The organism is Coprococcus sp. BIOML-A2 (assembly GCF_009875795.1).
Taxonomy (GTDB): Bacteria; Bacillota; Clostridia; order Lachnospirales; family Lachnospiraceae; genus Coprococcus; species Coprococcus aceti.
The window spans coordinates 601,467-622,480 of record NZ_WWSI01000001.1; the positions used below are offsets into that span (position 1 = coordinate 601,467).

The 21,014-nt window shown below is 43.9% G+C and carries 17 protein-coding genes; all 17 read right to left on the bottom strand.

Annotation, left to right across the window (positions count from 1 at the left end; all coding sequences use genetic code 11):
* Positions 1-20: 20 nt before the first annotated feature.
* Entirely contained in the window at positions 21-938 is a 918-nt protein-coding gene (locus GT575_RS02750) for an AraC family transcriptional regulator (protein ID WP_161171438.1), read from the bottom strand.
* Positions 939-1,079: 141 nt separating this feature from the next.
* Complete coding sequence (locus GT575_RS02755) at positions 1,080-2,231, bottom strand: YIP1 family protein (protein WP_055145904.1); 1,152 nt, start codon at positions 2,229-2,231, stop codon at positions 1,080-1,082.
* A gap of 122 nt (positions 2,232-2,353) precedes the next feature.
* Positions 2,354-2,569, bottom strand: a complete 216-nt coding sequence (locus GT575_RS02760) for a hypothetical protein (RefSeq protein WP_015534452.1) — start codon at positions 2,567-2,569, stop codon at positions 2,354-2,356.
* Positions 2,557-3,963: a hypothetical protein gene (locus GT575_RS02765; protein WP_161171439.1), complete on the bottom strand. Its 1,407-nt coding sequence runs from the start codon at positions 3,961-3,963 to the stop codon at positions 2,557-2,559. The genes GT575_RS02760 and GT575_RS02765 overlap by 13 nt, the downstream gene beginning before the upstream one ends.
* 193 nt (positions 3,964-4,156) lie before the next feature.
* Complete coding sequence (locus GT575_RS02770) at positions 4,157-5,107, bottom strand: glycosyltransferase family 2 protein (RefSeq protein ID WP_055280385.1); 951 nt, start codon at positions 5,105-5,107, stop codon at positions 4,157-4,159.
* The gene (locus tag GT575_RS02775; protein ID WP_161171440.1) at positions 5,104-6,804 is read right to left on the bottom strand and encodes a hypothetical protein; all 1,701 of its coding nucleotides are present in this window, start codon (positions 6,802-6,804) and stop codon (positions 5,104-5,106) included. Before GT575_RS02775 ends, GT575_RS02770 begins: the two co-directional genes overlap by 4 nt.
* Positions 6,805-6,958: 154 nt before the next feature.
* Positions 6,959-8,710, bottom strand: coding sequence for a phospho-sugar mutase (locus tag GT575_RS02780; RefSeq protein ID WP_161171441.1), 1,752 nt, complete (start codon positions 8,708-8,710; stop codon positions 6,959-6,961).
* Positions 8,711-8,863: 153 nt separating this feature from the next.
* The gene (locus GT575_RS02785; protein WP_243105811.1) at positions 8,864-9,856 is read right to left on the bottom strand and encodes a hypothetical protein; all 993 of its coding nucleotides are present in this window, start codon (positions 9,854-9,856) and stop codon (positions 8,864-8,866) included.
* Positions 9,857-10,174: 318 nt separating this feature from the next.
* Positions 10,175-11,506, bottom strand: coding sequence for a CCA tRNA nucleotidyltransferase (locus GT575_RS02790; RefSeq protein WP_055280418.1), 1,332 nt, complete (start codon positions 11,504-11,506; stop codon positions 10,175-10,177).
* Positions 11,507-11,597: 91 nt separating this feature from the next.
* On the bottom strand, positions 11,598-13,031 hold the full coding sequence (gene proS / locus GT575_RS02795; RefSeq protein ID WP_022217371.1) for a proline--tRNA ligase: 1,434 nt from the start codon (positions 13,029-13,031) through the stop codon (positions 11,598-11,600).
* A 143-nt stretch (positions 13,032-13,174) separates the two neighbouring features.
* Positions 13,175-13,876 carry an RluA family pseudouridine synthase gene (locus GT575_RS02800; protein ID WP_161171442.1) on the bottom strand — a complete coding sequence of 234 codons (702 nt, stop codon included), beginning with the start codon at positions 13,874-13,876 and terminating at the stop codon, positions 13,175-13,177.
* A 211-nt stretch (positions 13,877-14,087) separates the two neighbouring features.
* Entirely contained in the window at positions 14,088-14,777 is a 690-nt protein-coding gene (locus tag GT575_RS02805; protein WP_161171443.1) for a response regulator transcription factor, read from the bottom strand.
* Positions 14,770-16,470, bottom strand: a complete 1,701-nt coding sequence (locus tag GT575_RS02810; protein ID WP_015534444.1) for a sensor histidine kinase — start codon at positions 16,468-16,470, stop codon at positions 14,770-14,772. Before GT575_RS02810 ends, GT575_RS02805 begins: the two co-directional genes overlap by 8 nt.
* A 67-nt stretch (positions 16,471-16,537) precedes the next feature.
* Positions 16,538-17,197: a helix-turn-helix domain-containing protein gene (locus GT575_RS02815; protein WP_015534443.1), complete on the bottom strand. Its 660-nt coding sequence runs from the start codon at positions 17,195-17,197 to the stop codon at positions 16,538-16,540.
* A 248-nt stretch (positions 17,198-17,445) separates the two neighbouring features.
* On the bottom strand, positions 17,446-18,321 hold the full coding sequence (locus GT575_RS02820; RefSeq protein ID WP_015534442.1) for a hypothetical protein: 876 nt from the start codon (positions 18,319-18,321) through the stop codon (positions 17,446-17,448).
* Between the two features lie 30 nt (positions 18,322-18,351).
* Positions 18,352-19,773 carry a L,D-transpeptidase family protein gene (locus GT575_RS02825; RefSeq protein WP_055145928.1) on the bottom strand — a complete coding sequence of 474 codons (1,422 nt, stop codon included), beginning with the start codon at positions 19,771-19,773 and terminating at the stop codon, positions 18,352-18,354.
* Positions 19,774-19,803: 30 nt separating this feature from the next.
* Positions 19,804-21,000 carry an FtsW/RodA/SpoVE family cell cycle protein gene (locus GT575_RS02830; RefSeq protein ID WP_015534440.1) on the bottom strand — a complete coding sequence of 399 codons (1,197 nt, stop codon included), beginning with the start codon at positions 20,998-21,000 and terminating at the stop codon, positions 19,804-19,806.
* Between the last annotated feature and the right edge of the window lie 14 nt (positions 21,001-21,014).

Sequence of the window (21,014 nt, forward strand, 5' to 3'; positions counted from 1 at the left end):
TTTTTTGATTCAATTATATCTTACAGCTTCGAAGCCTCATGTCCAAACTTGGCATCCTTCGTCTCAAGCTCAACCTCAAGATTCCTGAATGACTTAGGACTCATTCCAAACTTCTGCTTGAATGCTTTGGAGAAAGAAAGAGAATCCTCATAACCACACTGATATGCGATTATATTGATCTGTTCCTTTGATGACCGGAGAAGACTTGCAGCTTTCTCCAATCTGAAGTTGATAAGATACTCCTGAGGAGATACACCCATCTCCTTCTTGAAGCTTCCTGTCAGATGACTTCTGCTGATTCCTATGAAATCCGCAATGTCATTGATCTTGTTCATGTACTTCTCTGTTATGAAGTCGACAGCAGCCTTTACATATATCTTACTTGGATACTCAATGTTATCATCTTCCTGCGCATCGGAGGCATTATCCTCCATAATGGTTGCGAAGAGAAGCATCAGTGCACTCATTCTCTTCACCTCGTTTATACGTGTGATCTGGGAATATTCGAGCATCTTGTTGATACATTCTGCACACGTATCCATCTGCTCTATCTTGATGATAGGTGAGCCCTTTACATACCCCATCGCCTCAATAAAATCTTCAGCTCTGTAGCCATGAAATCCAACCCACATGTAGCTCCATGGATCATCATCGTCAGCCCTGTAAGTAGTCTCCTCACCAGGTCTGATGATAAACGCCTGTCCAGGTCCCAGTTCATAAGTCTTCCCCGCAATTGTAAATGTACCCTTGCCCTTCTTTACCATATGGATAACATATGATTCTCTGACGTATGGACCAAACTTCCAGCCTTTTATACAATCCTCTCTGCCACAATAGTCCAGACTGATTGCGGTACCCCACATATAGGAGTTCGACAACTGTAGATCTTCCAGACAAGCAAAACCAACACTGTCAGTTAAACCAACCTTTCTTACCATAACCCGTCCTTTCCTTTACCATATCTTTGCCACCCTTTTATATAAGTTAACACCAAAACACCTTTATATTTTAACAAAAGCAGACAAACCTGTCAATTTTCAGATCTGTCTGCTTCCTGTAAAATATCTATAAATTATGTCTTACCAGTGACGGTAACCAAATACTGTTGCAGCGTTCTTGAAGTAGCTGAGTACCTGCTCTGCACATGTTGCGCTGTCACTGAATATCTTTTCTGCGATGTTATCTATAACAGTGATGAGGAATACTGAGATAACTATAGCAGCGATAACTGCAAATATCTTTGAGTTGTCATTTGTCTCAAGGTTATCGAATAACGCATGAGCTGCGATCACGATTCCGCAAAGGCTTATTCCGAGGAAGAGTATGTATCCAAAGCCTCCGATGATTCCGCTGAGGAAATCAACCTTGTGGAAGAGTGCTGAGATGATCTCAAATATGATTCCTGCAACCATTGCTATTGCCTCATAAAGTGCAAATACACCAACGGCGTTAAGTGCTTTTCCAAATGTGATTCCACCCTTGAATATAATTCCTCCGGCGATAAATACCGCTGCTGTCATGATGACTGCTGCGATTATAGTGAAGAAGAACATGTAGAATCCCTTTGCTATTGAATCGCCAAAGTCAAATCCCATTATGAGGAATCCGACAGTTACAAATATAAGTGAGAGGATGGCATTTACTCCTGCAAGTATTCCGCCAGGAACCATGTTGTCACTCTGAACCATCTCACCCGCTGTATCTGCAGGGCTCTTGAAAAGACCTATCACATTCTTGAGAAGATCATTTATCATATTGCCCGCTGCTGATGGCTTCTTCGGCTGTGGCTGTGCATAGCCCTGCTGGCCGTACATCTGCTGGTTCATCTGTGGCTGGCCGTAGCCCTGCTGACCATACATCTGCTGGTTCATCTGCTGACCGTAGCCCTGCTGATTGTATGCTCCCTGGTTCATCTGCTGGCCATAACCCTGCTGATTATACATCTGCTGGTTCATCTGCTGACCGTAGCCCTGCTGGTTGTATGCACCCTGCTGGTTCATCTGCTGGCCGTAACCCTGTTGATTGTATGCACCCTGCTGGTTCATCTGCTGGCCATAGCCTTGCTGATTGTACACTCCCTGCTGACTCATCTGCGGCTGGCTGTAAGCCGCTGCCTGCTGATCTGCCTGTGGCTGGCTGTTCTCCGCCGCCTGCTGATTTGTCTGTGCCTGATCTGCCACCTGCTGTTCTCCCTGTGGCTGACCAAACTGCTGATCCTGATTCTCGTTCATTCCTGTTACCTCCAATTCCTTTCCCTGTGTGAAAATATATCAAAAATATGATACCAAATCCCCCTGGTTTTGTCATCATATCATTGCTCTATAAACTTCTGTGCGATATCGAAGGATCTGACTCAATCCTTATAATATCCATCGAAATAGTTAATCGGGCTGTGGCTGTCATACTTTGCATGATACACAAATGTAGTATAATCAACGTATTCCGCTTTCTTCTCCTCATTCTGTCCAATATTGTTGGATCTTACAAGAGCAGAAATCACTATGGATACCGTTAAGCATATCCCGCACACGATACCTATTGCAACATACAAAAATACTATCGAACCCATGTCTTATCCTGCCTTTCCTTAACGTATTCTATAGTGCCATAGCTTCTGAATCTGTGAATATCTATCCTTGATCTGTGAAGCTTGTTGATCGCACGCCAGAAGCTCACCAAACTATATATAACTCCAGCCACATACGCGGAAAATACCATAAAAGCTCCACTTGAATCACCCACACCTGCACTTATCCTATACAGATCCGTCATAAGTCCCCCAACAAATACAGATACATATGTACAAAGCACAACCATCACTGTCATAAGTATCGCTATGGATGCCCCAACCTTAAATCTGTTGGATGGGACATTTCCCACGACCTTGCCGGTCTGCCCATTCACTGCCACGGTATAGAGTATTCCCTGATAACGAAAAGTCATGAACCACGCTGGCAGCAATGCATACTCAATATCCGTCATCTTTATATCCGTTTTTTCCTCAGTAACCCGTGCGTTTTTCGGAACATCACTCATCATCTCTTCCTTCACCGCATCATTACTCTTTCTCTTTGCAACTGCTGCGACCTCGGCAGCTGGTACATCGTACCTGTCCGTGTAAAATCCGGACAGATATTCTGGGGAAAACGTCAATGCCTTCTCTAAATCATAAGGCTCCAGTCTTGCCGAAATGTGATCATTCAATCTTCTTGTTGCATCACCAGGTACCCTTGGAACTGTACACTCACAATCTCTCATACAATTGTGTGTGACTGTTTTGTCTGCAGTTTTCTGTGCAACTGCTGCTATAGAACCAAAGCATTTTTCATAATTACTAACGCGCTCGCCTTTTTCATTCTCCTGAAATACATACTTGAGCTTTTTTCTAACATGATAAGATGCCAGCCAATATGGTATATATATTCCTCGTATCTTATCAATCTCAAATTTCTTTATCTCATCCGGAACAAACCACCCTTTGCAGAACCTGTCACGTATAAGCTGTTCTGCTCTCTTCTGAGAAATTCCAAATGGAATAATAAGGTCCGGCTCCAGTTCATCCTTAACTCTGTCAACCAATATCATCGGCTGCCCACAATACGCACAGAAACTGGAAGTTTCCGTGGATTTCACCATAAGTCTTGCACCACAGGATGTACATTCATATAGATTCATATCCATATACCTTGGTGATTCATCATCCTTTCCAATATTGATCTCATCCAATGTGTATATCGTATCCGTGGCATCAGTTATGTATCTTTTTATTCTGGCAATCTTCTGAATTGCCTTATAGCTTCTCTTATCTACAAGCTCTCCATCCTCATTCCTGGTCATGGCAGAGTTTTCTTCTCCTATGCCTCTGCTGATCACCGAATCACACTGCGTACACTGCAGCTGCCTCGTCTTAGGATTCAGTACCACAACACCGCCGCAGGATGGACATTTTACTGTAAGATTCATTGCATGTTACCCCCATGTCTACCAAACATAAGCCCCATTTGACTAAAACAGTATCATCTAAATTATAAGCTATCAAGTAGTCAAATTACAACTATATGTACCTGTAACGGATGTAAATATTACATAAAACGTCTTATCATCCAAATAAAGCTGTATCATAACCATTCCATCACAATACAGCTTCATAATGTTATCAATTTATCTTATTCACGTCGTCTTTATTGGTGTCGGAAATTATATAATGTGGTCTTCCCTTGGTCTCCATATATGTCTTGGCGATATATTTGCCCATGATTCCTATGCACAGGAACTGGAGTCCTGATACAAACAGTATGATGCACACAAGTGACGGCCATCCCGCAACAGGGTCTCCCCACACCAGCTTTCTTATGAAGAAGAACAGCATCATGACAAATGAGACAAATGTACAAAATATTCCAAATCCTGAAGCTATACTCATCGGCGCCTCGGAGAAGTTGATTATTCCGTCCAGTGCGTATTTGAAAAGCTTCCAGAAGTTCCACTTCGTCTCGCCCGCAACTCTCTCCACATTCTCGTATTCCAGCCATTTTGTCCTGAACCCGATCCAGCCAAATATTCCCTTGGAGAATCTGTTGTACTCGCACATCGACACGATGGCATCCTTCATCTCTGCCTTCATAAGCCTGAAATCCCTGGCGCCATCCACGACATCGGAGTCGGATATCTTGTTGATGATCTTGTAGAACATCCGCGCAAACCATGATCTTATCGGCGGCTCGCCCTTTCTTGTGACTCTTCTGGTCGCCACACTGTCATATTCTCCCTGCTCAAGTATACCGAGCATCTCCGGGAGCAGACTTGGCGGATCCTGCATGTCGGCATCCATCACCGCCACGTAATCCCCATCTGCATTGCAGAAGCCCGCATACATTGCAGCCTCCTTACCAAAGTTTCTGGAAAATGACAAATACTTGAAATAATCGTATTCCTCTGAGATCTTTTTCATGGTCTCAAGAGTCTTATCCGACGAACCATCATTTACCATAAGAACCTCAAAATCATACTGCCTGAGTTCCTGTCTCACCTTGTCCAGCTCCCCTGCAAATATCGGAAGAGCCTGCTCTTCGTTATAGCATGGAATTATCAAACTAACTTTTTTCATTTTGTTTCACCTGCTTTAAATTTATAAATTCGTATTCCTGAAAATCTGTATTCTATAGATTTCTTTGTATACTTTGTTATCTCTGCTATTTTCTCAGTCATCTTGTGTATCTTTTTCTCTTCAAATTTTGGATCATTGATGACCGCCACATATATCTCATCGCCGCAGTCCTTCACCAGATCAGCGATGCTGTCTATATCATCCTCGTACACATACCGGCATCTTCCCATCTGGGAAAATACGTTCATTCCCGCGTACACGTTGTTCCATTTGCCATCTCCGTGACACAGTATGATACAGTCCTGTCCCTTCATCTCCTCCAAGGCTGTGCTCCAGTCGCTGTAGCCCATGTACTGCCAGTCTATACCCTTTACAGCTATACTGCCTGCACATAATACCAGGCATATGACAGCGGTTACAACTGCACTTCTCTTCCTGGTTATTACTGGAACCAGCTTCATCATACACCATATCATAAACACAGCCACTATAGGAAGTGCCGAGTAAATATATCTTGCATTTACAAGCTCGGACCCCTGTATTCCCACAAATGCAAGAACGGCGTCAGCCACGATAACCCCCGCCAATAACAGTGAGCGTGACTCTATCCTTCCTGTTCTGTCCGCATCTATATCTCTCCTGTGTATACATACTCTGTAGGATAATCCATCATTTTCCCTGACCAAGGATATCTTTATATCCACAAATGAAAGCACTATCCTTGCCACGATGAGCACCAGTGCCACAAGCACGATCAGCGGAAGCAGTCCTGCAAAATACGACCTGTTTATATAACTGATATAATATAAGAATTTGTGACCGGAAAGTCCTATCAGATTATCGGTAGCATAGCTTCCCCTGTAACCAAATATGTGCTTTATCGTCGCGGGAAATACCGCTATTGCCGCACCAAGTCCAGCAACAAGACTAAAGCCATACGCAAACATCTGCTTTACCTTTCGCATATACAGCAGGTATATACATACACACAATCCAAGTCCGGCAACATAGAAGTAGAAATAATAGTGTGTGAGTCCGCCGAACATGACCGCCAGTGCCAGCAATATAAAATACGGCACGGTCATCTTCTTTTTATGTCTCAGTATATATACATGAACCGCCGTCAGCAGCAATACATTCAAGGTCTGAAGAAGATACATACGTATGAGCATACAGTTGCTTATGCCCACCGATGATACGCCCCACAGAGCTGCCGCCATCAGTCCATACCATCTGTTTCCAAGCAGATATGCCGCCACATACAACAGAAGAATATCCACAAATATCAGGAGTATGAGGTTGAGCACTATTCCCGGAACTGCACTGTATCCCGCTCCTTTGAAAAAGTAGCACACCGTATGCAGCAGCATATAATATACCGGCGGGTGGACATCATTTTCCTGATTTCTGTATGCCGCACTGTAGTTGAATGAATCATCGTTATAATTCATATAGTTCTCAAAATATGACCCCGTCACCCACTCATCAAGTGGCGTGTTGTCCTCTCCCGGATGGAGAAAAGTCTTGTCCGTGGAGTTTGCAAGGCCATAGCTGTACACCTCATCGCAAAACAGATACTGTCTCTTAAGCCCGTAGTGGATGCACAGTCCATACTGCAGTAACACCAGCACTATGCATGCGATCCAGAAATACCGATTTGTCCTGATTTCTTTATTTTTCTTTACACTCTCTGTCATAATCTATTCTCCCACTGTCTTTGCCCATATAATAAGAGCAGTTTACCTCCTTTGTATACTTAATTTATTTTAAAATAAAAAACGGACTGCTACATTGTGACCGTATATTATACGTCACTGTAACAATCCGTTTGTTTATGATTATTTTTCTTTATTACTTTTCAAGTATATCGTAGATAAGATCCATGACCTTGTCACCAAATGCTGCTGACTCCTTCTGTGCCTCATCGTATGATGAACCCTTGATTCCGTAGTAGAACTTGATCTTTGGCTCAGTTCCTGAAGGTCTTACCGCAAGCCATGCATCGTTCTCAAGCTCGTAGTAGAGTACATTGGCATTCGGGAATCCGGTAGGCTTAACCTCACCTGTCTCGATATTCCTTATATACTCAAGACGATAATCACGTACCACTCTGGTCTTGTATCCTGCTACTTCCTCAGGTACATTTGCACGGAGGATATTCATGATGTGTCCGATCTTCTTAGATCCCTCAACACCCTTGAGTGTTACGGTCTTGATGTCATCTACATAATATCCGTACTTCTCGTACATATCCATCATCGCATCCCAGAGAGTCTTGCCCTGACCTCTGTAGTAAGCTGCTGCCTCACAGAGAGCCATAGTTGCAACAACCGCATCCTTGTCTCTTGCATGTGTTCCGATCAGGCATCCGTAGCTCTCCTCAAATCCGAAGAGGTATGTTCCCTTGCCTGTCTGCTCAAATCTGAGGATCTCACGGCCAATGTTCTTGAAACCTGTGAAACACTCGATGAGATCTGTTCCATAATACTTTGCTATAGCATCTACCATGTTGGTAGTAACGATAGTCTTGATGATTGCTCCGTCTGCTGGAAGGCTGCCATTCTTCTCCTTCATCTGGCTTACCTCATACTCGCAGAGTAAGCTTCCTGACATGTTACCTGTGAATACCTTGTACTCACCTGTCTTGGAATCCTTGGCGTAGCATCCGAGTCTGTCGGCATCAGGGTCTGTTGCCAGAACGAGATCTGCATCGACCTCCTTTGCCAGCTTGAGTGCCAGTGCAAATGTTTCCTTTGCCTCTGGGTTTGGATACTCAACTGTTGGGAAATCTCCATCCGGAAGCTCCTGCTCAGGAACCACGTACACATTCTCAAATCCGATCTCCTTGAGAATCCTTCTTACAGGGATGTTGCCTGTTCCGTGAAGTGGTGTGTACACGATCTTGATATCCTTGCCATACTTGTCAATTGCATCCTGATTGAGGATGAGCTTCTTGAGCTCGCCCATGTATGCGTCATCAACCTCTGAACCGATAGTTACAAGAAGCCCCTTCTTCTTTGCCTCTACCATGTCCATGGTCTTTGTATCTGCGAAATCTGTGATGGCCTTTACCTCGGCCATGATTCCCTGGTCATGAGGTGGTGTGATCTGTGCGCCATCCTCCCAGTATACCTTATATCCATTGTACTCTGGTGGGTTATGTGATGCTGTTACATTGATACCAGCTACACAGTCCAGATATCTCACTGCAAATGAGAGCTCAGGTGTCGGTCTAAGTGACTCGAATCTGTAAGCCTTTATGCCATTTGCTGCCAGGCAGAGAGCTGCCTCCATAGAGAACTCAGGTGACATTCTTCTTGAATCATAAGCTATTGCCACACCTTTGTCCTGCTTGCCCGCCTTGATGATGTAGTTTGCAAGTCCCTGTGTAGCCTTGCGCACTACATATATGTTCATTCTGTTAGTACCAGCTCCGATGATGCCTCGAAGTCCGGCTGTTCCAAATACAAGATCACAATAGAATCTTTCTTCTATCTCTTTCTCGTCGTCCTTGATCGCTAAGAGCTCATCCTTGGTTTCCTGACCAAACAAAGGATTGTTCACCCACTGCTCATACACGTCCTTGTAATTATAATCGCTCATCATTTTGCCTCCTGTGAAATCTATTGCTTTATGTTACCCATAGAGCATCCTACAAATGGAAAACACACACACGAAAAAACCATCTGTAAAATACATCACAATTCAGTATCACGTGTCTAACTCAATTATTATCCACGCCCCAACATTATACTCTTAATTTGTCAGCTTGTGAAGTCCATAGGTATCGTTAATTTCACTCAAAATTTTGAGCTTTTCTTGGTCATCTTCGATAACTTTTTGGAGTTTTTCCATCAAAACCGGGGATATGTAGCTCTTTCTGGTGTTCATATACCGGTTACTTATCTTCCAGAACTTCTCCGGGAAACTGTACATAAGATATATGAATTCATAATCCTCATGTTCAAGATAATTGATCTGACTGTACGCACTCAGAATGTCCTTCGCCATGGTGATATCATACCTGTTCTTCTCCATGGCTTTGCGGAGAAACTGGTACAGATCCATGAGCTGGTATCCCACATGGAACCGGTCAAAATTTATGGTTGCTATGTATCCATCACAGAACATCACGCTGTGATAATTATACGAGCCGTGACAATAGCCAAGCCATTTGTCGTTGTATGTGAAATTATCCTGAAACAGCGACAGGCACTTCTCTGCCTGGCTGTAAAAATAATCAAATGTCTTTATGTACAGCATCTCAAAGTCATTCTTCAGGGTTCTCCTGCTGACAAAATTTCTTATCCTGCGAAGCTCATTTACCTTTCTATCCAGATTTCCCGGAGTTTTTTTTGTGTATGACGTATTCTCCTCCATGTACAGTTCCCTTCCGGCTCTGTGAAACCACGCCAGATTTATAACTGCTTTCTCAAGATCCCTTATGCTTGATGCATTACACTCCCGCCCTTGGAAATATTCCCTGCACACAAATGGATTTCCATACCTGTCGCAGGTCACCAGCTCGTCTTCTCTGTTGGCCACGACCCGGTCTATATTACAGAAGCCCTTTTCATATATCTTATCCTTAAATTCCTTCTCCTGCTGAAGCCTCTCGTCAGTTCCATTCAGGGATGACACCTGTCTGACCCCCTTGTCCGTCATCAGGATCACAGCACCTCTGCCTCTGCCCGTTCCCTGTACTTCCATATCGTATGCTTCATACACTTCACCCATTTTTTCAGCCAAATAAAAACCCCCTCCTACAACTGTCGCTCGGGGGTATCTGTGAAGTGTGTATCTATCTGGCTTACCTAATCATGAGCGCTCTCGCTCGATGAATCCTGCAACGGCACTAGCACTCGCTCCGCATCGCTGAGTGCCGGCGGATTCATATGTCATGATTATGGTAATGTCAGATAAGATACACACATCCACTTCACAGATAAACCCTCGCTCACTTTATAGCAATAATAACCTGCTAAATTATTGTATGAGGGGCTGTTAAGTTTCATTCTTAAGTTGTAACTTTTTATTTGTCTGTTTTACGACGGGTATCGCTGATACCTACATCTGCTTTACCTGATCCAGCAGATATTCCCTGCCGTTCTTCTCCGGGTCTTCTATAACCATATCCAGCAGTTTCTGAAGTATCTCGCCCATCTGAGGTCCCGGCTTTATTCCCAGCTTTATGAGGTCTCCGCCATTTACCTTGAGGTCCTTGATCCTGACGCAGTCAGCATCTGCCACGATCTCTTCATATTTCTTCTCAAGCTCCGCAAGCTGGCTCTGTCTCTCCTCCAGCTTGTAATCGCTCTGGGCAGCCATATCGGCTTTCTTGATCTCGATTATATATGGGAAGAAATCCTTTCCAACCTCTCCGAGAAGCTTCCTGATGGTATTCTTCTTCGGAACGCAGCCCATGCCAAAGTCATGCCATCTCACCAGCTTGCACACGTCCTTGATGGTATTGTTGTCAAACTTCAGTCTTCTGAGAACCGCCTCCGCCAGTGGAACTCCAGCGATCTGGTGGTCGTAAAAGTGATCTGTTCCATTCTCGTCCACAGTGTGTGTGGATGGCTTGCCTATATCGTGGAGAAGCGCCGCCCATCTCATGGTGACGTCAGCTCTTATATTTTTAACCGCCTCAATGGAGTGTACACCCACATTGTATCTGTGATACTGGTTGTTCTGTGGCTGCTCCATCATCTTGTCAAATTCAGGAAGGATATATGCAGTGATACCTGTAACATAGGCCTCGAGCAGCTTGTCCGGGTGATCTGATACAAGGAGCTTTGTGAGCTCCACCCTGATCCTCTCCGCACTTATATCCTTGAGGTACTGTGCCTGGATGATCATGGCCTTTCGGGTATCCCTCTCTATGTCAAATCCAAGCTGTCCCGCAAATCTTATGGCTCTGAGTATCCTAAGTGCATCCTCATCGAATCTGTCCCTTGCCACACCGACAGCTCTTATAACCTTGTCATTCAGATCCTGCACACCGCCAAACATATCTATTATGCCCTTGCTGTGGCTGTACGCCATGGCATTTATGGTGAAGTCTCTTCTCTTCAGATCCTCCTCAAGGCTGGCTGTGAACTCCACCTGATCCGGTCTCCTGTGATCACTGTACTCTCCATCTATCCTGTACGTCGTGACCTCATAGCCTTCCTTGCCCATCATGACTGTTACGGTTCCATGCTCTATTCCTGTATCTACGGTTCGCCTGAATATCTCCTTGACCTGCTCAGGTCTGGCAGATGTGGTGATATCCCAGTCCCCCGGCTCTCTTCCGAGTATGCTGTCTCTCACGCAGCCGCCGACTATATAGGCCTCATAGCCTGCTGCCTCAAGACCCTCTATAACTTTATTTGCTCCCTCTGGAATGTCTATTCTCATATATCTTCTCTCCGCATCTTTATATCTGTAAAATAATAACTTCTCCAGCAAAATGCTGAAGAAGTTATTATACATGATTATTATCTATATTTTAGTATGCTCTTCCGAAGTATACCATCTTCTTGGCCGGCTTGCCGCAGTGTACACATACATCTGAAAGATGCTCCTGTGCAAATGGCATACATCTTGTGGATGCTCCTGTCTCATCCTTGATAGCCTCCTCACAAGCTGTCTCGCCACACCACATAGCCTTTACAAAGCCCTGCTCGTTGTCGATGATATTCTTGAACTCATCCCAGTTAAGCGCTGCATGTGTATGTGAATCTCTGTGAGCCTTTGCTCTCTCGAACATATCCTTCTGGATAGTCTCAAGAAGCTCTCCAACCTTTGTATCTATCTCATCAAGTGATACTGTGATCTTCTCTCTTGTGTCACGGCGTACCAGAACTGCCTGATTGGCCTCGATATCCTTTGGTCCGATCTCAACTCTGATAGGAATACCTCTCATCTCCTGCTCTGAGAACTTCCAGCCTGGGCTCTTGTCGCTGTCATCGACCTTTACTCTGAATGCTCCAAGCTTCTCACGGAGCTCTGCTGCCTTCTCAAGCACTCCTGCTTTCTTCTGCATGATAGGAATGATCATGACCTGAGTTGGAGCAACCTTTGGAGGAAGTACAAGACCTGAATTGTCTCCGTGAACCATGATGATGGCTCCGATAAGTCTTGTTGTCATACCCCATGATGTCTGATGAACATACTTGAGCTTGTTGTCCTTGTCTGTAAACTGTATTCCAAATGCCTTGGCAAATCCGTCTCCGAAGTTATGGCTTGTTCCTGACTGGAGCGCCTTGCCATCGTGCATAAGTGCCTCTATTGTGTATGTTGCCTCTGCTCCTGCGAACTTCTCCTTCTCTGTCTTCTGTCCACGGATAACAGGCATAGCCAGTACATCCTCACAGAAGTCTGCATACAGATTCAGCATCTGTATTGTTCTTGCCTCAGCCTCCTCAGCTGTTGCATGAGCTGTGTGACCCTCCTGCCACAGGAATTCTCTTGAACGAAGGAAAGGTCTTGTCTCCTTCTCCCAACGCATTACTGAACACCACTGATTATATACCCTTGGCAGATCACGATATGACTGGATATCATTCTTGTAGAAATCGCAGAACAAAGTCTCTGATGTAGGTCTTACACACATACGCTCTGTAAGAGGATTGAGTCCACCATATGTAACCCATGCTACCTCCGGTGCAAATCCCTCAACGTGATCCTTCTCCTTCTCAAGAAGGCTCTCTGGAATAAGCATTGGCATGTACACATTCTCCACACCTGTAGCCTTGAATCTCTCATCAAGCTGCTTCTGTATAAGCTCCCAGATTGCATATCCTGCGGGCTTGATAGCCATACATCCCTTCACGTTGGTATATGCGATAAGTCCTGCCTTGAGGACAACGTCAGTATACCACTGTGCAAAATCTTCATCCATGGAAGTAATAGCTTCAACCATCTTCTTATCGTTTGCCATCTTATTTATCTCCTTAATTCTAAAACATTCTATATCTGCTGCATAGCTGAACTACCTAATGCATACACTCTTTAATCTACAAAATTTCAGGACGTATGTCAACACGAAACATGCCAACATCCGCCCTGTAAATACCATTTTAACTAAAACTCATCCAGATCCAGAATGGCAAATGCTCCGCCCTCCGGCTCATGCTTGAACACCATGTGTTCCCCTGTTGTCGGATGGTCAAATTCCAATCTGGACGCGTGAAGTCCTATCTCCTTGTACTTCTTCTTTGTCCTCTGAAATTTAGGATTGTACTTTGTGTCACCCCAGATTCCACACTTTCTCTTTGCAAACTGTGCCCTGATCTGATGATGTCTTCCAGTTATGAGTTCAACAAGTATATATGACAGAACTCCCTCGTCCGTATCCATGACATCCAGCACCTCATATTCCAGCTCGGAATACTTTGCTCCAGGTGTGTCCTTGTCCACGACCTTTGTCACATTGTCCTTAGTATCGTGAAGAAGATAATCCTTCAAAACTCCCTGGTCATTTGAAAGCTCACCAGTGAGGATCGCCTGATAATACTTCATCATAGAACCATCCTCGCTCTGCTTTGAGAGATTTGCAGCCGCCTCAGGAGTCTTGGCAAATACCATAACTCCGCCTACAGGCCTGTCCAGTCTGTGTATAGGCACAAGATATGGCTCCTCTTTTCTGTTCTCCTTCTCGTATATCCTGAGCTTGAGCATACTCACCATGCTCTCTGAATTGGTCTTGTCCGGCTGAGTTGGCACACCACATGGCTTTACAGCCACGATTATATCATTATCCTCATGTAAAATGTTTAATTTCATTTGTTTTCTCCTCATTCGCCATCTGGGGCTTATTATAATTGTGATAAGAAAGCCTTACGATTACTTCGCCACTTCGTGGCTCTCGTAATCGCACATTCATTCGCATTCCTGCCTATCGGCATACATGCTCATGAATATCTGCCCATCCGATGAACATGCAGCGTTTCATGCAAGCATGAACGCTGCATGTTCGCCGTCTGGGGCTTTCTTATCACATCCTAAACCTGTAACCAACGCCCCATACAGTCTCTATGTACTGTGGATTCGATGTGTCAAATTCAATCTTCTCTCTGATCTTCTTGATATGAACAGTAACCGTGGCTATATCTCCTATGCTGTCCATATTCCATATCTTGCTGAACAGCTCATCCTTGGAAAATACCTTGTTTGGGTTGCTGGCAAGGAAGCACAGTATATCGAACTCCTTATTCGTAAATACCTTCTCCTCGTTATCAACATACACTCTTCTGTCCGTCTTGTCTATCTTAAGACCTCTGATCTCGATGACGTCATTCTTGAGTGCCGTTGAACCAACAAGTCTCTCGTATCTGGATATGTGCGCCTTGACTCTTGCCACCAGCTCACTTGGACTGAATGGCTTTGTGACATAGTCGTCAACTCCCAGACCAAGACCTCTGATCTTGTCTATATCATTCTTCTTGGCTGTTACCATGATGATCGGAATATCCTTCTTCTCCCTTATCTGTCGGCATATCTCAAATCCATCCACCTCAGGGAGCATGAGATCCAGAATGATAAGACTGTATTCCTCATCCAATGCCTTCTCAAGACCCTTAAGTCCATTTGTCTCTATCTCTACCTCGAAATCATTGAGCTCCAGATAATCTCTCTCAAGCTCTGCAATACTAAGCTCATCTTCTATGATCAATATCTTACTCATCTGTATCTCTCCTTTTCTTTAGTGAATTTATGATCTGCAATGATCCTTTTCTCTGACCATCCTTTTTCTGATTGTCTTTTCTCTGATCATCTTTTTTCTGTGTATCCTTTTTTACATTTGCCTGCTGTTCACCGCTGGCGTCAGAAGTATCACCCTCGATCTCCTCAACCTTTGGAATATACTTCTTCAGGGTAAATACTATCGTTGTTCCGACACCAAGCTGGCTTGTGGCATATATGTTGCCGCCGTGCTCCTCAACGATCTTCTTGCATATAGCAAGTCCAAGACCACTTCCGCCTCTTGACTGTCTTGCGCTGTCAGCTCTGTACATTCTGTCAAATATATGAGGCAGGCTCTCTGAATCTATTCCACGGCCATTGTCGCTTATGGATACCTTAACCTCCGCGTCATTGTCATATATGTTGATATCTATCTGTCCATATTCCTTATCGGTATACTTGATAGCATTTGTAATTATGTTGTTGATGACCCTCTTGAGCTGGTCAGGATCAACTATGACCTTCACATCGTCATCACAATAGTTCTTGTATGTGAGCGTCATGTTCTTGGAAAGGAGCGTCGTATATACCTCCTCCATACAGTCATCAAAATAATCCTTCACCGATACCCTGTGGAACTCATATGGTATGGCGTTGTTGTTGATATTCGTATACAGTGAAAGCTCATTGATGAGGCTGTCCATCTCATTTGCCTTGCTGTATATCATCTTCAGATATCTCTCCTGCTTCTCAGGGGTATCTGCAACTCCATCCATGATTCCCTCCACATAACCCTTGATGGTCGTGATAGGAGTACGGAGATCGTGTGATATATTGCTTATGAGCTGCCTGTTCTCTTCCTCATATCTCATCTTCGCCTTGGTAAAGTCTGACAGTTTCTGTCTCATATCCTCAAATGACTCACAGAGCTCACCAACCTCATCGACTCTGTTATCGCCAAAGTCTATCTTCTCGTCAAGGTTGCCTGAGCCCATACGCTCTGCTGCCTCCTTGAGCTTGACAAGAGGATTCACAAACTGCTGGTATACAAGGAATGCCACGACACCGCTCAGGAGCATCATCATTAGAACCATCAGTATGGAATAACCCATGATGGTTCCCCTGAACTTCGCCATATAATTACCATAGTATGTGAGCATGTAAATATCTACCTGACTTCCATCCAGCACATATGATACCTGGTTGCACAGATAGAATGACGGCTGGGTTATGAGATATTCCTGAACCTTTATATCACTGTTATTTCCGGTATCAATCGAATCACCATCTATCGCATTGATATTCGAACTGTTATCATTTCTCTTTAACTGCTCCTTCAAGCTCTCAGAAAAAGGATCAACGGAACTATATATGTACTCTCCACCCTTCTTCACTGCTATATGAGTATTTAATACCGAGCTCTTTTCATCCAGGGCATCTGCATTATCCTGGGTTGTATAGTATGAAGGATCCTTCTTCACCTTGCTTATAACTTCCTCACGCAATGTGGACAGAGATTTGTACACATCATTGACCGGATCGTCCTCCGAATATAAAAGCTGCAGTGAGTGATTACGGCCATAAGTTCCAGTGATAAAATATCGCCCTATGATAGCCGTACCTATAACCATGGACAATATCGCTGCTATCCATATAAAAATTATCGCTATCTTAACTTTCTTAGTAATCTTCATTCGTGTTAACTCCCATCTTACTAGCGCTAATTATAGCATTAATCCCTATTGTTAGTGTGTGAAGTTTTTATAAACTCTCTCTCTGTTTTCTTCTGAAAATGCCCTTTTTCTTCCTCTTTATCTCCGTTGCCGCAACCTCCTGTCTGGTCTGCTGAAGTTCTCTTATGGTGGCGTCAAGCTTTCTGTATCTCGCTTCCTCCTGATCCTCCTTCTCCTTCATCAGCACATCCATCTGTTTTACCACGTCATCGGACACCGCAGCGGACACTGACTGTGTTATCACCTTAAGGTTGTCCTTTATGGAGTTGCTGATTATCTTGTCCATGATATTCTGGAATTGTGCCATCTTGAAATCAACTATTCTTGAATCATCCCCCACATCGCTGCTCACCCTTATGGTTTCTATGGTCTTCTTCTCTGTATTTTCTCTCTCTGCGATAAGCTCCGTCACCGCATCATCCACATTTTTTTCCTCTGTGCTCTCTCCCTCGTCAAGAAGTTCATACATTCTGTGAACCATATCCTTTATCGCCTTGAGCTGTATCCCCTTATCCTTCAAAGTCTTAACCCTCTGAAGTATCTTTACATCCTTCTCACTGTAGCACCTGTGACCCATGTCATTTCTCTTGATATCGATCTCAAGCTCTTCCTCCCAATACCTAAGCACATGTGACTCAACCTCAACCTTGGCTGCTGCCTCACTTATACTGTAAACTCTCTCTGTCATCGTGTATATCTCCTCCTTGTCTCAGATCAGGTCCTGTCTTAAGTTATTTCCTGTCCTGATACAATTCTAAGGACTTTAATACACAGTCTCAACGCGAATCGTCCTCTAAATTTTCCCACTATACTTGTTTATTCTCCCATACTTATCACATTCTGAACTTATTCGTGGCAAATAGAACTTTTTCAGTATTTTTAAACAGAAAAATCCCCTGCACATATCAGTTTGCCCTTATGTGCAGGGGATAAATATCAGTTATTTATTTTTGTGATGACAAACTGTCCATCGTCGTTCAGTCTGAAATGTACATTTTTATAGTTTGTTCCAATTACATATTCGGAGCCGTCGTTGGTTTTTCTCAGATTATCCAGTGCATTCTCATCGTTCAGAGCCTTCATAAGAATGTCAGTGAACAGCGCCTTCTTATCAACATTCAACAGCTCATTTTCATTTGCTATGGACTGTCCACCACTTGTCTCCTGAGGATATAAAACCATATCCTTCATGGTCTCAAGATCTTCATCATTGAACACCTTCACGATCTTCTCAGCAAATGCTCTGCTGTCCGTCTCTATCTGCTGCTGGACATCAGCCCTGTCCGTATATCTGTTCTCAAATACTATATGTGACAGCACTTCATTGAGTACCTCATCACTGGCTGTGACGTATATATATAGCGAATAGTTAATTGTTCCATCGCTCCAGAAAGCTATACGTCCGGGAGTCAGAGTGTAATAAGTAGCACTGTATCCCTGGATGTTGCCGGTTATCATGTCACCATTGCTGGTGTTCTCAACGCCCGCCAGATCGTACATCTCGTATTTGCAGGAGCCTCTGAGTTCAACCTTCACTCCGCTGTACCTGAAACTCACGATACCTATGTCACCGGATATCTTGTACTTCACATCCGTTATCTCGGAACTGTTCTTATCCACATCGAGATACACTCCTATCTGAGTCATATCCTCCGCGGATTCAACATCACCGCTCTTTATCTGGATACCGGTACTCTCCTCCTGACCGTCATCCACCTTCCCGCATCCCATGCAGATACCTGCAAAACAGATGACCGCAATCATAAATAATATATATTTTCTGCCCATGTCCATCCACGACGCTTTTTTCATATATCTATTCTCTCCACATTGAACACGATATTACCATGCTATTCCCTTATGACATCCGTTCTCTCTACACTTGTATGCCATGGTTGGATCTGTAGGATCCCATGTATGGCTGTAATCAAGCTGAACTGATGTAGGCTTAGGGAACGGGCCGCTCTTATTGCTCTCGAATATAGTTACCTTTGTTCCAAGATCGCAGTTATCATATATCCACTTTGCATCTCCTGCCTTAAGTCTTATACATCCGTGTGAGCATGTCGTTCCGAGCATGTTATAAGCGCTGACTGATAATGTGGTAGGATCCTCCTCTCCGTAATACACAGAGTGGAAAAGTATATCACCTGTTATAAGTGTATCCCACTGTCCATAGCATGGCCCCATCAGTGTCCACCATCTTCCCTTTGCCGGGGTACAGAATGTTCCAAGAGGTGTTGTGTCACCGCCTGAACATACAAATGCCTTTACCGGAATGATATATCCCTTGTTGCCATCCTTTGCATATACAGTCACAACATTTGTGGTCTTGTTGACCTTTATCTCATAGGAATCCTGTTTTCCGAGGATCTTATCAACATCTGTGAGTCTCTTGCCACCTCTGTTGAAATAGAACTTATATCCATTCGCATATGCCCACTTGCTTCTGTACATGGCACCGCTCTTACTGAAGTAATAGTATGCTCCATCCACATATCTGTATCCGGTGAGTAATGTTCCCTTGACGCTTACGAAGTAACGCTTGCCGTTGTAATATTTCCAGCCTCTGCCCTTCACCAGTGCACCATTCTTGTCGAACAGATACAGCTTGCCATTTACCTTCTTAGGTCCTTTGTATGCAACACCTGAAGCGCTGTAATACTGTCTGTTTCCAAGCTTTGTAGTATACCATCCTGTATATGGCTTTCCATTGGAACCAAATCTGTATGTCACGCCATTTATCTTTCTGACACCCTCCGCAAGATAACCATTACTTGAGAAATTATAGTAATACTTGCTATTCTTTACCTTATGTGCACCCTTATAGGCTTTTCCATCAGAACCAAAGTAATACTTCTTACCCTTTATTTTCTTCCAGGTATTCACCAGTGCCTTGCCATTTGTTCTGAAGTAATAGTAATTATTCTGGATCTTGTTAAGACCTCTCACCATGCGGCCATATCTGTTAAAATAATATTTGTCGCCCTTGTATGTAAGGAACTTGCTCTTTAACGCCTTGCCGTTCTCATCGTAATAATATGTCTTACCGTTCTTGGTATACCAGCCCTTCTTATTCTTCACAGTGGCAGTTGCATCCGTCAATGTCGCAACACTCTCTCCGGCATCAGCCTGAGTCTCCGCAGCGTACACCGTGTACTGTCCGCCGACCCTGCTTTCTGACAGATTTGAGATTCCTGTCGCACAAGTTGACAACAATACTGCTGCCATTGTCAAAAACGCAATTTTTCTAAACTTTACCATATACTACCTCTCTTATTCCTCACATGGATTTTATTCATTCAAATGCTTCTGATACACTCTTCTCGTCTGCTGCCTTCTGATTCCTATACACATACCACACTCGACCATGGTCATGAGAAGTGCGGAACCTCCCGAGCTTATGAAAGGAAGAGTGACACCTGTATTCGGAATTACATTTGTCGCAACGCTTACGTTGATCACTATCTGGCATACAAGGTGTACCATCACACCTATGACCATCATGCTTCCAAATACGTTCGATGACTCTTTAACTATAACATACATCTGGTATAACAGATAGCCATACAGAAGAAATAACATGATTGCTCCTGCCACACCAAGCTCCTCGCAGATTATAGCGAAGATCATATCATTCTGGGCCTCCGGTATAGCCGAAAGCTTCTGTGTTCCATTTCCAAGTCCCTTGCCGAAGAAAGATCCGCTTCCTATGGCATACAGCGACTGTATGACCTGATATCCTGCACTCTTCTCATATTTTTCTGTGTACAGCCATCCCAGGATTCGCTTTGCACGGAAGTTGTCATTTGACAGAAGTTCTTCCTCCGTAGGCAGGTAGCTCGTGGCTACCTTCACATAGACCACCGCCACCACCACAGCTATCAGCAATATTCCCAAATGCAGTTTCCAGTTCTTGCTGGCTATAAATGTTGAACAGTAACATATTCCAAGAACGACCAGACACGAACTCAGGTTTGTGGATATGACGAGCAAAAGTCCCGCCTGGAGTCCCACAAGCACCCACAGTATTATGACAGTCTGCCACTTGTGCATCTCTCTCCATTTGCTGCTTATAAATGAAGCTATGAATATGATCATGAGAGTCTTCACTATATCAGCGATCTGGATTCTGAATGGTATGTGAGGGATCTGGATCCATCTCGTCGCACCATTTACATTTACTCCCAATGGCGTGAGAAGCAAAAATGTCAGTATCAATGACAGAAAATATGCAGGCCATGTAAGCTTCTTATACAGACCGTATGGGAAAAACGCCAATCCCCATATTGCCAATGCTCCGAAAACGATAAACACCAACTGGCTTCTGAAATTGCTGGCAGCCGTGCCGTAACTGGATGCGCTGAATATCATTATCAGTCCAAATGCCAGAAGGAACGTTATAGCAATTATCATCTTATATATGGTTCCCGATGTATATCTGCTTTTTTCTTTGCCCGTGGAGTTATCCACAACTGATGTATCACTCATATACAAATCTCCAT

Bases quoted from the DNA above. Each gene is read 5' to 3' on its own strand.
- GT575_RS02750 (WP_161171438.1), bottom strand. From the start codon at position 938: ATGGTAAGAAAGGTTGGTTTAACTGACAGTGTTGGTTTTGCTTGTCTG.
- GT575_RS02755 (WP_055145904.1), bottom strand. From the start codon at position 2,231: ATGAACGAGAATCAGGATCAGCAGTTTGGTCAGCCACAGGGAGAACAG.
- GT575_RS02760 (WP_015534452.1), bottom strand. From the start codon at position 2,569: ATGGGTTCGATAGTATTTTTGTATGTTGCAATAGGTATCGTGTGCGGG.
- GT575_RS02765 (WP_161171439.1), bottom strand. From the start codon at position 3,963: ATGAATCTTACAGTAAAATGTCCATCCTGCGGCGGTGTTGTGGTACTG.
- GT575_RS02770 (WP_055280385.1), bottom strand. From the start codon at position 5,107: ATGAAAAAAGTTAGTTTGATAATTCCATGCTATAACGAAGAGCAGGCT.
- GT575_RS02775 (WP_161171440.1), bottom strand. From the start codon at position 6,804: ATGACAGAGAGTGTAAAGAAAAATAAAGAAATCAGGACAAATCGGTAT.
- GT575_RS02780 (WP_161171441.1), bottom strand. From the start codon at position 8,710: ATGAGCGATTATAATTACAAGGACGTGTATGAGCAGTGGGTGAACAAT.
- GT575_RS02790 (WP_055280418.1), bottom strand. From the start codon at position 11,506: ATGAGAATAGACATTCCAGAGGGAGCAAATAAAGTTATAGAGGGTCTT.
- proS (WP_022217371.1), bottom strand. From the start codon at position 13,031: ATGGCAAACGATAAGAAGATGGTTGAAGCTATTACTTCCATGGATGAA.
- GT575_RS02800 (WP_161171442.1), bottom strand. From the start codon at position 13,876: ATGAAATTAAACATTTTACATGAGGATAATGATATAATCGTGGCTGTA.
- GT575_RS02805 (WP_161171443.1), bottom strand. From the start codon at position 14,777: ATGAGTAAGATATTGATCATAGAAGATGAGCTTAGTATTGCAGAGCTT.
- GT575_RS02810 (WP_015534444.1), bottom strand. From the start codon at position 16,470: ATGAAGATTACTAAGAAAGTTAAGATAGCGATAATTTTTATATGGATA.
- GT575_RS02815 (WP_015534443.1), bottom strand. From the start codon at position 17,197: ATGACAGAGAGAGTTTACAGTATAAGTGAGGCAGCAGCCAAGGTTGAG.
- GT575_RS02820 (WP_015534442.1), bottom strand. From the start codon at position 18,321: ATGAAAAAAGCGTCGTGGATGGACATGGGCAGAAAATATATATTATTT.
- GT575_RS02825 (WP_055145928.1), bottom strand. From the start codon at position 19,773: ATGGTAAAGTTTAGAAAAATTGCGTTTTTGACAATGGCAGCAGTATTG.
- GT575_RS02830 (WP_015534440.1), bottom strand. From the start codon at position 21,000: ATGAGTGATACATCAGTTGTGGATAACTCCACGGGCAAAGAAAAAAGC.